At 34.3% G+C, this 13706-nt stretch carries 17 protein-coding genes; 16 read left to right on the forward strand and 1 reads right to left on the reverse strand.

What is annotated here, in order from left to right; translation table 11 throughout:
• Positions 1-10: 10 nt before the first annotated feature.
• The 11 genes from ftsY (at position 11) to T335_RS0101605 (ending at position 7877) form a co-directional block, all read left to right on the forward strand.
• Complete coding sequence (ftsY, locus tag T335_RS0101555) at positions 11-1345, forward strand: signal recognition particle-docking protein FtsY (RefSeq protein ID WP_026475974.1); 1335 nt, start codon at positions 11-13, stop codon at positions 1343-1345.
• Positions 1346-1452: 107 nt separating this feature from the next.
• Entirely contained in the window at positions 1453-1818 is a 366-nt protein-coding gene (ylxM, locus tag T335_RS0101560; protein ID WP_026475975.1) for a YlxM family DNA-binding protein, read from the forward strand.
• A gap of 26 nt (positions 1819-1844) precedes the next feature.
• Positions 1845-3188: a signal recognition particle protein gene (ffh, locus tag T335_RS0101565; RefSeq protein ID WP_026475976.1), complete on the forward strand. Its 1344-nt coding sequence runs from the start codon at positions 1845-1847 to the stop codon at positions 3186-3188.
• Positions 3189-3223: 35 nt separating this feature from the next.
• Positions 3224-3469, forward strand: coding sequence for a 30S ribosomal protein S16 (gene rpsP, locus T335_RS0101570; RefSeq protein WP_026475977.1), 246 nt, complete (start codon positions 3224-3226; stop codon positions 3467-3469).
• A gap of 26 nt (positions 3470-3495) precedes the next feature.
• Entirely contained in the window at positions 3496-3723 is a 228-nt protein-coding gene (locus T335_RS0101575; RefSeq protein ID WP_026475978.1) for a KH domain-containing protein, read from the forward strand.
• Positions 3724-3934: 211 nt separating this feature from the next.
• Complete coding sequence (gene rimM, locus T335_RS0101580) at positions 3935-4432, forward strand: ribosome maturation factor RimM (protein WP_026475979.1); 498 nt, start codon at positions 3935-3937, stop codon at positions 4430-4432.
• Entirely contained in the window at positions 4432-5178 is a 747-nt protein-coding gene (gene trmD / locus T335_RS0101585) for a tRNA (guanosine(37)-N1)-methyltransferase TrmD (protein ID WP_026475980.1), read from the forward strand. The genes rimM and trmD overlap by 1 nt, the downstream gene beginning before the upstream one ends.
• A 146-nt stretch (positions 5179-5324) precedes the next feature.
• Entirely contained in the window at positions 5325-5675 is a 351-nt protein-coding gene (rplS, locus tag T335_RS0101590) for a 50S ribosomal protein L19 (RefSeq protein WP_026475981.1), read from the forward strand.
• Between the two features lie 244 nt (positions 5676-5919).
• A complete protein-coding gene (gene ylqF, locus T335_RS19610) occupies positions 5920-6828 on the forward strand; it encodes a ribosome biogenesis GTPase YlqF (protein WP_051569076.1) in 909 nt (302 codons plus the stop codon).
• Between the two features lie 69 nt (positions 6829-6897).
• On the forward strand, positions 6898-7515 hold the full coding sequence (locus T335_RS0101600) for a ribonuclease HII (protein ID WP_026475982.1): 618 nt from the start codon (positions 6898-6900) through the stop codon (positions 7513-7515).
• An 11-nt stretch (positions 7516-7526) separates the two neighbouring features.
• Entirely contained in the window at positions 7527-7877 is a 351-nt protein-coding gene (locus tag T335_RS0101605; protein ID WP_026475983.1) for a YraN family protein, read from the forward strand.
• Positions 7878-7972: 95 nt separating this feature from the next.
• Here T335_RS0101605 and eam read toward each other — a convergent pair whose 3' ends face one another.
• On the reverse strand, positions 7973-9238 hold the full coding sequence (gene eam, locus T335_RS0101610; RefSeq protein WP_026475984.1) for a glutamate 2,3-aminomutase: 1266 nt from the start codon (positions 9236-9238) through the stop codon (positions 7973-7975).
• Between the two features lie 652 nt (positions 9239-9890).
• Between eam and T335_RS0101615 the strand changes: the two genes are divergently transcribed.
• From T335_RS0101615 to T335_RS19620, 5 genes are all read left to right on the forward strand, one after another.
• Entirely contained in the window at positions 9891-10412 is a 522-nt protein-coding gene (locus T335_RS0101615) for a GNAT family N-acetyltransferase (RefSeq protein ID WP_026475985.1), read from the forward strand.
• A gap of 61 nt (positions 10413-10473) precedes the next feature.
• Complete coding sequence (locus T335_RS0101620; RefSeq protein ID WP_026475986.1) at positions 10474-12000, forward strand: YifB family Mg chelatase-like AAA ATPase; 1527 nt, start codon at positions 10474-10476, stop codon at positions 11998-12000.
• Positions 12001-12135: 135 nt separating this feature from the next.
• Positions 12136-12339, forward strand: a complete 204-nt coding sequence (locus tag T335_RS0101625; protein ID WP_026475987.1) for a hypothetical protein — start codon at positions 12136-12138, stop codon at positions 12337-12339.
• Positions 12340-12367: 28 nt separating this feature from the next.
• A complete protein-coding gene (locus tag T335_RS21450; RefSeq protein WP_051569077.1) occupies positions 12368-13075 on the forward strand; it encodes a hypothetical protein in 708 nt (235 codons plus the stop codon).
• Between the two features lie 25 nt (positions 13076-13100).
• Positions 13101-13691 carry a YdcF family protein gene (locus T335_RS19620; RefSeq protein WP_051569078.1) on the forward strand — a complete coding sequence of 197 codons (591 nt, stop codon included), beginning with the start codon at positions 13101-13103 and terminating at the stop codon, positions 13689-13691.
• The last annotated feature ends 15 nt before the right edge of the window (positions 13692-13706 follow it).

The following is a 13706-nucleotide window of genomic DNA, read 5'->3' on the forward strand; positions in this document are numbered from 1 at the left end:
AGGGGTATAAATGTTTAAAAAGTTATTTGAAAAACTGAAGGGAACAGACAAAAAAAATCAAGAAATCATTGAATCAGAAGAGATAAAGGATTTAACAGAAGACCTAGAAAACCTTAATAACGAAGAAGAGTTAGTAGAAATCGTTGAAGAGGAATTTCCGATGGAGGAAACTGAGGAAAATCTATCGCTAGAGGAAGCCATTGAAGAAATGGAAGAAGCCCTAGAAGAGGAAGCTGATCATGCTGAAGAGTTAGAAAAAATTGAGATTCTTGAAAAAGTTGTAGAGGCAGAGATTAAAGAAGAGATTAAAGAAGAAGAGGTTAAAAAAGAAGCAGAAGAAGCAGAAGTCGTAGTCGATGAAATCATAAATGAAGAACCACAGGAAAAAGTTAGTGAAGAAGTTCAAGAGGAAGCACCTTCTAAATTCAACCTTTTCAAACGTTTAAAGGAAGGTCTCGCAAAAACAAAACAAGGGATCACAGGTAAGATTGAAGACTTAGTTAAATCCTATCAAAAAATTGATGAAGAGTTATTTGAAGAATTAGAGGAAATATTAATTACTGCAGACTTAGGGGTAGAAACCACTATGGAGGTAATTGATGACATTCGTGATCGAGTAAAAAAAGAAAAGATAACAGATCCAAACATGATAAAGGAACTTCTAAAGGACAAATTAGCATCTATTTTAGATGAATTTGCAGAAGATGAAACCTTAAAAATAGAGCCTAGCCCAGCAATTATTCTTGTAGTTGGTGTTAATGGAGTGGGTAAAACCACCTCTATTGGTAAAATAGCCAATAGATTAAAGCAAGAGGGGAAAAAAGTTGTTTTAGCAGCAGGAGATACCTTCAGAGCAGCAGCAGCAGATCAGTTAAAAATATGGGGAGACCGAGTTGGGGTTGAGGTGGTTCAACATCAAGAGGGGTCTGACCCTGCCGCTGTTATTTTCGATGGAATTCAGGCGGCAAAGTCAAGAAATGCTGATGTCTTAATTTGCGATACTGCAGGTCGTCTTCACAATAAAAAGAACCTAATGAATGAGTTAGGAAAGATTTTTAAAATTGTTGAAAGGGAATATCCAAATGCCACTAGAGAGGTTTTATTAGTGTTGGATGCCACAACAGGACAGAATGCAATTCAACAGGCAAAAATATTTAAAGAAGTAGCAGATATTACAGGGCTGGTATTAACGAAGCTTGATGGGACTGCGAAGGGCGGGGTAGTAATAGCCATTAGTAGAGAATTGCAGATTCCAGTGAAATTAATAGGAGTTGGGGAAAAAATGGAGGATCTACAAGAGTTTAATTCAAGATCCTTTGTAAGTGCATTATTTGGAGAAGAATAAATTTCAAAAAAACCATTGACTAGCAGGATGATTTAGTATAGAATATGACTGTAAAGGAAAGTTACTTTACAGTCATACAATCACTGAATGCATAGGAAGTGTTTGAAATGCTGGAAAAAACAATTGAAATTACCATACTTTTTGATTTTTATAGTCAATTACTAACCGAGCGACAGCGGGAAATGATAGACCTATATTATAATCAAGATTTTTCATTGGGGGAAATAGCAGAAACCTTTGAAATATCTAGACAAGCTGTATATGATACCATTAAGCGCACAGAAAAGATTTTATATGAGTATGAAGATAAGTTAAAGTTAAACCAATTGTTCACCAGTAAAGAAGAAGCAATTCAAAAGGCATTAGATCAGGTAGCCCACTTGGAGGATGAAATTCAACAAGATGCCCCTAAGGAAGGGTTAAAAGAACATTTAGAAGTGATAAAAAGCTTATTGACAGATTTGTTTAATTAATAGATTATTTTCGAGGAGGTTTCGTGATGGTCTTTGAGGGATTGGCAGAAAAACTCCAGAATACCTTATCAAAACTTAAGGGCAAAGGTAAAGTATCTGAAAAAGATGTATCGGAAGCGATGCGTGAAGTAAAACTTGCCCTTTTAGAAGCCGACGTTAACTTCAAAGTAGTTAAAGACTTCATCAATAAGGTGAAGGAAAGGGCGGTTGGTGCTGATGTACTGGAAAGCTTAACACCAGGTCAGCAAATTATTAAGATTGTAAATGAAGAATTAACCTCATTAATGGGGAATACTCAAAGTAAAATTACATTTTCATCTAAGCCACCAACAATAATTATGTTGGTAGGTTTACAGGGAGCTGGTAAAACCACTACCTCAGGAAAATTAGCAAAATTACTAAAGAAACAAGGTAAAAGACCATTGCTTGTAGCAGGAGATATTTATAGACCTGCGGCAATCAAACAGCTACAGGTAGTTGGAGGGCAAGTAGATGTTCCCGTCTTTACTATGGGGGATCAAGAAAGCCCAGTTACAATAGCGAAAGCAGCACTAGAACATGCAAATAATAATGGTAATGATGTACTATTGGTAGATACCGCTGGACGATTGCATATAGATGATAACTTGATGGAAGAACTCCAAGACATTAAAAATTCCATTAAGCCCCATGAAATATTATTAGTGGTAGATTCCATGACGGGTCAAGATGCTGTTAATGTTGCAGAGCATTTTAATGATAAATTAGGAATTGACGGAGTAATCTTAACTAAACTTGATGGAGATACCCGTGGTGGTGCAGCTTTATCTGTTCGTGCAGTAACAAACAAACCAATTAAGTTTGCTGCTTTAGGTGAGAAGTTAGATGACCTAGAGCCCTTCCATCCCGATAGAATGGCTTCAAGAATCCTTGGAATGGGTGATGTGCTAAGTTTAATTGAGAAAGCACAGGCTAACTTTGATGCTAAAAAAGCAAAGGAACTGGAAAATAAGATTAAAACATCTTCCTTTACCTTTGAAGATTTCTTAGAACAACTACAACAGGTTAAGAAAATGGGTTCTATTAGTCAATTATTAGAGATGATCCCGGGGGCTGGAAAACAGCTGAAGGGTATGGATGTTGATGAAAAAGAAATGGCTCGTGTACAGGCTATTATTCAGTCTATGACAAGAGAAGAAAGACAAAACCCATCAATCTTAAATGCAAGCCGTAGAAAAAGGATTGCTAATGGTAGTGGAACTAGTGTTCAACATGTAAATCGTTTGTTGAAGCAATTTGAACAAACCAGAAAGATGATGAAACAATTTACTGATATGGAAAAAACAATGAAGAAGGGTGGCAAATTTAAAATGCCCTTCTTTGGAAGATAAATTTTAAATATATAGTTTTTGAAGGAGGTGAAAGAATGGCTGTTAAGATTAGATTAAAAAGAATGGGTGCTAAGAAAAGACCTTTTTACAGAATTGTAGTTGCTGACTCAAGAGCACCAAGAGATGGTAGATTCATCGAAGAAATAGGATACTACAATCCGGTTTCCGAACCAAAGGAAATTAAAATAAATGATGAAAAAGCTACAAAATGGCTTAATAATGGCGCACAACCTACTGATACTGTAAAATATCTACTTAAGAAAAATGGCATTATTGAATAATAATGTACTTTTAGGGGGTTTTACAAATGGGCGAATTGGTAAAAGTTATAGCCAAAGCTTTAGTTGATTTTCCAGAACAAGTTACAGTTAACGAAGTTGAAGGAAATTCATCTATCATTGTTGAGCTAAAGGTAGCCCCAGAAGATATGGGTAAGGTTATCGGTAAGCAAGGTAGAATCGCTAAAGCAATTAGAACTGTTGTAAAAGCTGCTGCGACAAAAGATAATAAAAGAGTCATTGTTGAAATCATTTAGTAAGGATTAGGGAACCCTAATCCTTCTTCATTATCCATTTATATGTTAGCCCGTCTAATGGTTAATGGATTTTGATTTTTTTCTCCATAATGGAGTAAGTTATTTAATTTATAGAAGGTATTTTTTCTAATCCTTTATATCAAAATAATAATATTGTATTTTATACAATTTCATTAATATACAAATTCTCATAAAAGTAGGTGGGAAAGCAATGAAAAAAATAAGAGTTGGACAAATCGTAGATACCCATGGAGTACAAGGGGGGATAAAAGTTTACCCTTTAACCGATGAGCCAGAACGTTTTGAAGAACTAGAATATGTTTATATAGAAGATTCTACTGAAAAATTCTATATTAAATCTATAAAATATCATAAGGATCGTGTCATTATTACTTTTGATGGGTTACAAGATATTAATCTAGTGGAAAAGTACAAAAAGAAATATCTTTTCATTGATGAAACCCAAAAAAGAGATCTTCCCGAAGATACCTATTATATATCAGATATCGTAGGATTAGAGGTTTTCACAGTGGAAGGGGTTTATTTAGGCAAAGTTAAGGAGATACTACAGGCAGGTTCCAACGAAGTTTATGTGATTAAAAGCCAAGAAGGAAAAGAATATTTGATCCCTTCAGTGAAGGAATTTATTCCTGTTATAGATCTTGAAGCAGGTAAAATCGTTGTAGACCCAATAGAAGGAATGATTTAATGAAGATCAGGGTTTTAACACTTTTTCCGCAAATGTTTGAAGGGACCTTAGGTTCAAGTATCCTTCAAAGGGCTAGGGAGAAAGGTTTATTAGATATTGATTGTTTAAACATTAGAGACTACGCCGATAATAAACATAAAAAAGTTGACGATTACCCCTATGGGGGTGGTGCTGGTATGGTAATGACCCCTCAGCCTATTTTCTCTTGCTATGAGGCTGTTCAAAGGGAATTACAGTTAGAGGGAAGACCTAGAACCATTTATCTTTCGCCAAAGGGCAAGGTATTTAATCAAAATTTAGCCTCAGAGCTAGCCCAAGAGGAAGCTTTGATCTTTATTTGTGGACATTATGAAGGGATTGACCAACGGGTAATAGACCAGTTGGTGACAGATGAGATTTCCATAGGCGACTACGTATTAACAGGTGGGGAAATACCAGCAATGGTAATGATAGATGCTGTATCTAGGATGATTCCAGGAGTCCTGTCACAAGAAGAGTCCTATCAAGAAGAGTCCTTCTATTCTGGATTACTAGAATATCCCCATTATACAAGACCTAAAGACTTTAATGGACTTCAGGTTCCAGAGGTATTGATGTCGGGAAACCATAAAAACATTGATACATGGAGGCGTAAAAAGTCTCTTGAAATTACAATGGAAAGAAGACCAGATTTAATAGATGGTCTTGAACTTACTAAATTAGATAAAAAACTAATTGAAGAAATAAATAGAGAAGCTGAAAAGTAAGAGCTAAAATTATTATAAATATAATATAAATATTGTATATTCACCTATTGTTATTTCAAAATAGGTATGATATAATTACAAAGGTATTACGGGCGGTCCTCTATGCACCACATATGAACGTCTAGGAAGGAAGGAGGGGACAAACTATGGATTTAGTAAAAGCGTTTACAAATGAGCAAATTAAAGCTGATTTACCTCAATTTAATACAGGTGATACTGTTAAGGTACATGTTAGAATTAAAGAAGGTAACAGAGAGAGAGTTCAGGTCTTTGAAGGAATTGTTATTAAAAGACAAGGTGGCGGTATCGCCGAAACTTTCACAGTAAGAAGAATTTCTTATGGTGTTGGTGTTGAAAGAACTTTCCCAGTAAACTCTCCTAAAATCGAGAAAATCGAAGTAGTTAGACATGGTAAAGTTAGAAGATCAAGAATCTACTACTTAAGAGACAGAATTGGTAAAGCTGCATTCAAGATCAAAGAAAAGAAAAAATACTAATTTTATCAATAAAGGGACTGCTAGCAGTCCCTTTATTTGTAGCCTAAATTATGAGGTAATTTTTAGTTAGCTAGTTATGTTGTTCCGTAAATAAACAATAAAGATCCATAATTGAAAGTAACCTTTTGATTTGATAAAAAACATCTAGGATGTTTAAAATATAGATATACTAAAGATAGATGTACTAAAGAAAGATATAAAAATAACATACACACTGTTTAATAAATAAAGAGGAGATGAAGCTATGAATATCAACTGGTATCCTGGCCATATGAAAAAAACAAGGGAGCTATTGAAGGATCAGCTAAAGTTGATTGATGTGGTTTTTGAATTGCTTGATGCTAGATTACCCTTTAGTAGTAAAAATCCCGACATAGATAATATTATTGGGTCTAAACCTAAGGTAATTATATTAAACAAGGTTGATTTGGCCGATGAAGGCGCAACTGCTAAGTGGATTAACTATTATAAAGAAAGAAACATTACTGCAATCCCGATTAATACCTTAACAGGAGCTGGGTTAAGACAGGTAACCATTGAAGGCGAAAAGGCCATAAAAGAAAAAATGGATGCTTTAATTAGTAAAGGAAGAAAACCTAGGGCTGCCCGCATTATGATGGTAGGTATCCCTAATGTTGGGAAGTCTTCTATTATAAATAAGTTAGCTGGAAAAAAGAGCGCTCAAACAGGAGATCGCCCTGGTGTAACTAAAGGAAAGCAATGGATCCGTTTAAGAGGGAATATGGAGCTGTTAGACACCCCTGGTATATTGTGGCCTAAATTTGAAGATCAAGAGGTAGCTTTAAAGCTAGCCTTTACAGGCGCAATTAGAGACGAGATTTTAGATGTTGAGACGTTAGCTTTGAAGTTAATTGAGTACTTGGTAGAGAAACACCCAGAAAATCTAAAAGAAAGATATAATCTAGTAGGTGAATTAGGTACGCCCCTAGAAACAATGGAAGAAATGGCGAAGAGGAGAGGTTGTATCATTAGGGGTGGAGAATTTGATTATACAAGAATTGCTAATATTATCTTAGATGAATTTAGGGCAGGAAAGATTGGCAGAATCACCCTAGAGTACCCAGAAGATTTACTTAAGGATAATGAAGAAACATTAGAATCAATAAATGAAATAGAATTAAAAGAAGAATAGCTAAGATTGTGATAAACCTATACCTGAGTAGTTAATATTCTTAACTTAAATAACAAGGGGAGAAAGAAGATGAGTACACTAGAGCTAGAAAAGGAACTGTGGGAGTTTGGACATGAATATGTTGCTTGTTGTGATGAGGTGGGAAGAGGTTGTTTATTTGGAAGTGTCTTAGCGGCATCAGTAATTTTGCCAAAAGATCTTTATATTGAAGGTGTTAAAGACTCTAAAAAATGCACCCCTAAAAAGAGGGAAGAACTTTACGAAATTATAAAAGAAAAAGCCATTGCAATAGGGGTAGGGACAGTATCAGCAAAGGTTATTGACGAGATTAATATTAAAAATGCTACAAGATTAGCCATGAAAAAAGCTGTCATCAACTTAAAAGATCAAGATGGAAATAAAATTACGCCAGATTTTTTACTGATAGATGCAGAAGAAATTGATATTAAAATTCCGCAAAAAGCAATTATTAAAGGCGATGATACCAGTCATGGAATTGCAGCCGCTTCTATAGTTGCAAAGGTTATAAGAGATAGAATGTGTTTGAAGTGGGAAGAAGAGTATCCTATTTATGGAATCGCCCAGCATAAAGGTTATGGAACAAAACTCCATAAAGAAGCCCTTTTGACCCATGGACCAAGTGACTTACATAGAATGAGTTTTTTGAAGAAGATTTTAGCAGTTTAGGTGGTTGGGTAATGAAGAAGGAATTGGGGAACTTAGGAGAAGATTTAAGCTCTAAACACCTTAGAAATAAAGGTTACAATATATTATACAGAAATTATAGAACAAAGTTTGGAGAAATAGATATCATTGCTGAAATAAAGGGCTATATTATCTTTGTAGAGGTTAAGACCAGAAGTAATAAAAGCTTTGGTTTACCAAGGGAAGCCGTTAATTATAAAAAGCAAAGGAATTATTATAGATTAGCAGAACACTTTATTCAAAACCATAAGCATCACGGAGATCCAAATTACCGTTTTGATGTCATTGAAGTATATAAAAAGGGTGACCAATACCAAATAGAGCATATTGAAAATGCCTTTTAATCCCTAACTTAAACAAAATGAAATGATAGACAAAATTAAAAATATCCCTGCCACTATAATAAAGGCAGGGATATTTATTTTATATTTAATAGAATTTATTTTAAAATATCTTCAATGGGTTTAGACTTAACATTTGGATAATCAACTACTTCACCTTCCCAAGTTCTAATCTTAATATAGTCTCTACCATGGGAGATAACATATTGTGGTAGGATTGGCGTTTTACCTTTCCCCTTGGGTGCGTTAATAATATAGGTGGGGATAGCCATACCAGAGGTATAACCCCTAAGGTATTCCATAATTTCAATACCTTCGTCTACAGAGGTCTTAAAATGAGTTGTACCAAGAACCTTCTTCGCATGGAATATATAATAAGGACGTACACGACATTTTAAAAGCTCTTGATTCATTAAACGCATAACATATTTGTCATTATTAACTCCATTTAATAATACAGCTTGATTACCTAAAGGAACACCGATATTTGCAAGTTTATCACAAGCTTCCTTAGCTTCCTTCGTTATCTCTAAAGGATGATTAAAATGAGTATTAATATAAATAGGACTATATTTTTTTAGTATATTTAATAGGTCATCCGTAATACGTTGAGGCATTGTTACTAAAGTTCTTGTACCTAAACGAATGTAATCAACAGTAGGGATGGCATGAAGCTCACCTAATAGCCAATCTAAAACATGGTCTGATAGGGCGAGGGCATCTCCACCAGTAATGAGTACATCACGAATTTCCGGATTAGCTCTAATATAATCAATAGATTCCTGTAGGGCTTCCCTTGGGGTGTGTTGATCAAGGGTTCCGATATTTCTTCTTCTTTGACAGTGTCTACAGTACATAGCGCACTCATTAGTTACATTAATAATGAGTCTGTCGGGGTATCTTCTTGTAATTGAACCAGCAGGATTAGTAAATTCTTCACCCATAGGATCGATGCTACCCACTTGTTTTTCTATTTCTACTTTAGTAGGTACAGACATAAGTTTTATCGGACAATATTTATTGTCGTCATCAATTAACGATACGTAGTAAGGTGAAATAGACCATCTAAACTTCTTCTGAACCTGTTTTACTGCCTTAATTTCTTTTTCATCAAGTTTAATCATTTGACTCAAAAGATCAACATCAGAAATTCTATTTTTTAATTGCCACTTCCAATCCTTCCATTCTTCTTCAGTAGCATTTAGTAAACTTAAAATTTTCTTTTTCTTCTCTTCTTGTTTTCTAATACTTTCTTCAGATAACCCTTTAGGAATCGTGTCCTTAATTACTAAGAAGTCCTCAATTCTAGTTTTTAATTCTTCTGCTCTTTGTAGTGAAATTTCTCGACTGTTTTTTTCTTCCATTCAATCTCCTCCTTAAAAAAATCTATAAGTTTAGCCAAATTATAAAAATTTGCCAAATAAGCTTAGAAAGGGTTAAACTATACTTTGTTTAATAAAACAAATTTGATTAGAGCAAGTACCTTAAAAAAGGATGTTAAAAATGATAGTTAATTAATAAAAAATATCAAATGAGATAAGATATATTCAAACAAATAGATGGTTGTCTATCTATTGATGGCGATTTTAAGTCTAAAAAATACATAATAGTATATTGGGTTTTTTTGAGTTAAAATATTACGATTTAATTTGAGAGAGAGGAAACTAGCCTATGGCTGACATAAGAGTTAATGGTTATTCCCCTCAGTAGATATTAATTCATTGAAAGGTATGAAAACCTAGTTGACTTTTAGAAAAGAATCGTTAGTAATAAATTTTATCATATATATATGTCTATGTCAAATTAGTGATAATATACCAAGAAAAAATTTTTTATAAGGGACTTTAGGACTAGATTAAATTAAAAGAGAGATAATTTAGTAAAATTTTGAAGTTCTGAATAGAAGGATTTTTTCTGTTATTATCGAAATTTATAATATAGTGTTAAAAGCAGTCTGATGTTATCAATAACAGGAGAATTTTAGAGAAAAAAGTGAGAAAGAAAAGGAGCATACTAATGGCTGAGATCAGAATCAAATTATTAGAGGAATCTGACACTGAAAAGCTTTATCAGTTTGAAATACAAAATCGTAATTTTTTTGATAGAATGGGTTTTTCTAGAGGAGACCACTATTATGATATAGATAATTTTGAGGATATCATTAAGGAGATTGTGGCAGAGCAAGAGGAAGGTTTAGTATATATGTACTTAATAATAAATGAAGGTGATGAGATTGTAGGTAGAGTCAACCTTGTTTCTGTCGTTAGGGGCAGCTTAAATAAAGCAGAACTTGGTTATCGAATTGGTGAAGCTTATCAAGGAAAGGGCTACGGAACAAAGGCAGTAAAATTAATTTTAAAGGAAGCAGTAGACACCCATAAGCTGCATCGGGTAGAGGCAGGGACATCACCAGATAATATCGGATCACAAATTGTTTTAATCAAAAACGGATTTCAGTTTACAGGTAGAAATAATAAATATATTTATCAAAATGGAAGATGGGAAGATAGTGTCAATTTTGAAAAGGTACTAGATTAAATTAGACTCTTTAATGGTGTGAACTTTAGTCGATTTCTATGAAGTTAGGATGTGAAAGGCTATGCTAGCAAAAATAAAAACCTGCTGTTTAAATGGACTTCAAACTACAGAAATAGATGTAGAGGTAGATTTATCTAACGGGCTTCCAATTTCAAATATTGTAGGTTTGCCCGATCAAGAGATTAAAGAATCTAAAGAACGGGTAAGGGCTGCTATTAACAATAGTAATTTGATATTTCCATTAAAAAGAATAACCATTAACTTAGCTCCTGCAGATACTAAAAAAGTAGGGAGTCATTTTGACTTGCCAATAGCTCTATGTATTTTAGCTGCCTCTGGACAGGTTAAAGAAGAAGGGGTTTCACAGGTGGTTATTTTAGGAGAACTAGCCTTAGACGGGAGTATTCATAAGGTAAATGGGGTACTTCCTATGCTTTTAGCCATGCTAGAGAAGGGCTACAAAAAGGTGATTCTACCCGCTGGGAATATAGAGGAAGCAAAATGGGTAAAAGGGATGGATTGTTTAGGGGTATCTTCATTAAAAGAAGTGGTGGATTTTATAAACGGTGAATTGAAAATAGAGTCCCAGGTAGGCGGAGTTTCAATGGTGCAGGAGGATGATATTTTCAGTGAAGATTTTAAAGATTTAAGAGGACAAGATCATTTAAAACGGGCTATGGAAATTGCCGCTGCAGGTGGTCACAACCTACTAATGATAGGCCCACCTGGGTCTGGAAAAACCATGGCCGCAAGACGATTACCATCTATTTTACCAAGTCTCACCTTCGAGGAGGCTATTGAAATCACAAAAATTTATAGCATTGCAGGATTACTGGATAGTAGTAGCGGCTTAGTTAAGAATAGGCCCTTTAGGTCTCCCCATCATACCACCTCTATAATAGCATTAACAGGAGGAGGAAGAATACCTAAGCCTGGTGAAGTAACCTTAAGTCATTATGGAGTTTTATTTTTAGATGAATTACCAGAATTTAACAAAACTGCATTAGAAGTATTAAGGCAGCCAATTGAAGATGGTTATATAAGCCTTTCGAGAATTAGTGGCTCCTATACTTATCCTTCGAAGTTTATGCTAATTGCTTCAATGAATCCATGTCCCTGTGGCTATTATGGTAGTAATACAGAGAATCAATGTAGTTGTACCCCCCATGAAGTGAGGCGGTATATGAATAAAATATCGGGTCCCTTGTTAGATCGAATCGATTTAATTCTAGAGACTTCGGCGGTTACTTATGATGACTTAATAAGTAAAAAGAAAACCGAAGGATCGAAGGAAATTCGGAAAAGAGTAGAAACAGCACGGCAATTACAGTTAACAAGGTATAAGGGGAAGGAAACTAAATCTAATGCTCAGTTATCACCATCAGAGGTAAAAAAATATTGCAGTTTGAAAGGATATTCTGAAGAATTGATGAATATTGCTTATGATAAAATGAAACTTAGTGCTCGTGGATATAACAGAATCCTTAAGGTTGCCCGTACAATAGCAGATTTAGATGGCAGTGTGGATATATTGGAAAGCCACGTGGCAGAAGCATTACAATATAGAAATCTATCATTTGTTAAATAAACTAGGCATGTATGTAAAGGCAATAAACGTATTCCTAATGTAAAATTTCATAAAAAAATAAATCCTATGTAAAAGATATTTATCTTGATGAAATTATATATAATAGTAGTAATAAAACTGGTAGGGAGGGTGTTTATGGAATTTTTTGCATTGACAATCGCATTGTTTTTTGGAATTGGATTTTTAGCTCTTATCATCTGGAGTATTGTTTGGGCTTATGGAGACGCTGAAGCAAGAGGTAAGTCGGGGTGTTTAGTAGCCCTTCTAGTTTTTTTTGTTTCATGGCCCGTTGGACTAATTATATGGTTAATCTTTAGACCAGACCAAAAGAAATATTGAGTAATTGACATATTAAGGAGGGGGTTTAATGAATTTTAAAAAGACTTTAATAATCCTCAGCCTTCTACTGATGATAATCATAAGTGGCTGTACAATGACTAGTGAAAAAAATGTGTCTAATTTACCCACTGATGCTGATGAATCAAACCTAGTAGAAGAAACTAAATGGCTGAAGCATCAATTAAGTGAATTAGAAAGTTCATATAATCTTTTAGTAGATATGAACAGGCAACAAGTTAAAATAATTAATGGTATAATTGAGGAAGACAACAGGATAGAATCATTGATGCCAATTTATACTCTTGATGTGGATCATTACGAGAAGTATGTAGCTTATTATGTTGATACTGATGGTGTAGATAATGTAGAAGACAAATTAACTTTATTAGGCCTACAATTATCTAAATATTTTTTTTCTGAACTACCTATTTTGTTTAAGGGAATAGACTTGATTGAAGGTGAAAAAATAGCTACTTTTGATTTAAGGGAGTTTGATGTTAATATAGGAGAAGAAGATATTAGAAATTATCAAGGGAAATCTTGGAAGGGGAATTTTTTTCAAGGTTCAGCAGGTGGAGCAATAACTTCTGTTAGATTAATAGATTCTCTCCTGCAGAGATATTATCCAGATGAATGGATCGATGGAATTATTTTTTTGTATAATGGAGAAACGGAAAACCATTACAGTGATCATGTTAGTGGATTAGTAGGAGAAATCCATTATCGAAAAAGGTGATTTTTATTTATTAAGGAGTACTCATATGAAAAAGATATTCAAAGTAGTAGGGGTTTTAATGGTGGTAATTATTAGTTGGTGTGTTTTTCAATATATCTCTATTTCGAGCGTAGGAGAAAAGGCAAAGCCGGGAGAGGCAGATGTTATTATCGTACTAGGGGCTGCGGTATGGCCAACTGGGCCTAGTCCTGCCCTTCAAGCAAGGGTATATCGCAGTAATGAGATCTATAAAGAAGGTTTTTCTAATTCCTTTATACTTACTGGTGGACTGGGGAAATACCCACCGACAGAGGCAGAGGCCATGGCAAAGATATTAAGTAACCTGGGGATTGAAGAAAATGCCTTGTTTTTAGAAGATCAGGCAACAAATACAAGGGAAAATATTAAATTTAGTAAAAAAATCATGGAGGAACAAGGCTGGGAAACAGCAATTATTGTAACTGATGTGTTTCACATGAAAAGGGCACTTCTATTAGCGTCAGATTATGGGATTAAGGCTTATGGTGCATCTGTAAAAAATACTCACTTATATAGTAATAAACTATATAAATTCCGTTATACAGCGAGAGAAGTGCTGGCAATTAGTAGGTATTATTTTGATGCTTTTATAAAATAATATACATTTTAAAGA

It is taken from the genome of Alkaliphilus transvaalensis ATCC 700919 (genome assembly GCF_000621485.1).
Lineage (GTDB): Bacteria > Bacillota > Clostridia > Peptostreptococcales > Natronincolaceae > Alkaliphilus > Alkaliphilus transvaalensis.

What these genes read in the sequence shown, in the direction of transcription:
- rimM (WP_026475979.1), top strand. Translation starts at nt 3,935, where the DNA reads ATGAAAAAAATAAGAGTTGGACAAATCGTAGATACCCATGGAGTACAA.
- T335_RS0101615 (WP_026475985.1), top strand. Translation starts at nt 9,891, where the DNA reads ATGGCTGAGATCAGAATCAAATTATTAGAGGAATCTGACACTGAAAAG.
- ffh (WP_026475976.1), top strand. Translation starts at nt 1,845, where the DNA reads ATGGTCTTTGAGGGATTGGCAGAAAAACTCCAGAATACCTTATCAAAA.
- ylqF (WP_051569076.1), top strand. Translation starts at nt 5,920, where the DNA reads ATGAATATCAACTGGTATCCTGGCCATATGAAAAAAACAAGGGAGCTA.
- ftsY (WP_026475974.1), top strand. Translation starts at nt 11, where the DNA reads ATGTTTAAAAAGTTATTTGAAAAACTGAAGGGAACAGACAAAAAAAAT.
- T335_RS0101605 (WP_026475983.1), top strand. Translation starts at nt 7,527, where the DNA reads ATGAAGAAGGAATTGGGGAACTTAGGAGAAGATTTAAGCTCTAAACAC.
- rplS (WP_026475981.1), top strand. Translation starts at nt 5,325, where the DNA reads ATGGATTTAGTAAAAGCGTTTACAAATGAGCAAATTAAAGCTGATTTA.
- T335_RS0101600 (WP_026475982.1), top strand. Translation starts at nt 6,898, where the DNA reads ATGAGTACACTAGAGCTAGAAAAGGAACTGTGGGAGTTTGGACATGAA.
- T335_RS19620 (WP_051569078.1), top strand. Translation starts at nt 13,101, where the DNA reads ATGAAAAAGATATTCAAAGTAGTAGGGGTTTTAATGGTGGTAATTATT.
- T335_RS0101625 (WP_026475987.1), top strand. Translation starts at nt 12,136, where the DNA reads ATGGAATTTTTTGCATTGACAATCGCATTGTTTTTTGGAATTGGATTT.
- T335_RS0101575 (WP_026475978.1), top strand. Translation starts at nt 3,496, where the DNA reads ATGGGCGAATTGGTAAAAGTTATAGCCAAAGCTTTAGTTGATTTTCCA.
- trmD (WP_026475980.1), top strand. Translation starts at nt 4,432, where the DNA reads ATGAAGATCAGGGTTTTAACACTTTTTCCGCAAATGTTTGAAGGGACC.
- T335_RS21450 (WP_051569077.1), top strand. Translation starts at nt 12,368, where the DNA reads ATGAATTTTAAAAAGACTTTAATAATCCTCAGCCTTCTACTGATGATA.
- rpsP (WP_026475977.1), top strand. Translation starts at nt 3,224, where the DNA reads ATGGCTGTTAAGATTAGATTAAAAAGAATGGGTGCTAAGAAAAGACCT.
- ylxM (WP_026475975.1), top strand. Translation starts at nt 1,453, where the DNA reads ATGCTGGAAAAAACAATTGAAATTACCATACTTTTTGATTTTTATAGT.
- eam (WP_026475984.1), bottom strand. Translation starts at nt 9,238, where the DNA reads ATGGAAGAAAAAAACAGTCGAGAAATTTCACTACAAAGAGCAGAAGAA.
- T335_RS0101620 (WP_026475986.1), top strand. Translation starts at nt 10,474, where the DNA reads ATGCTAGCAAAAATAAAAACCTGCTGTTTAAATGGACTTCAAACTACA.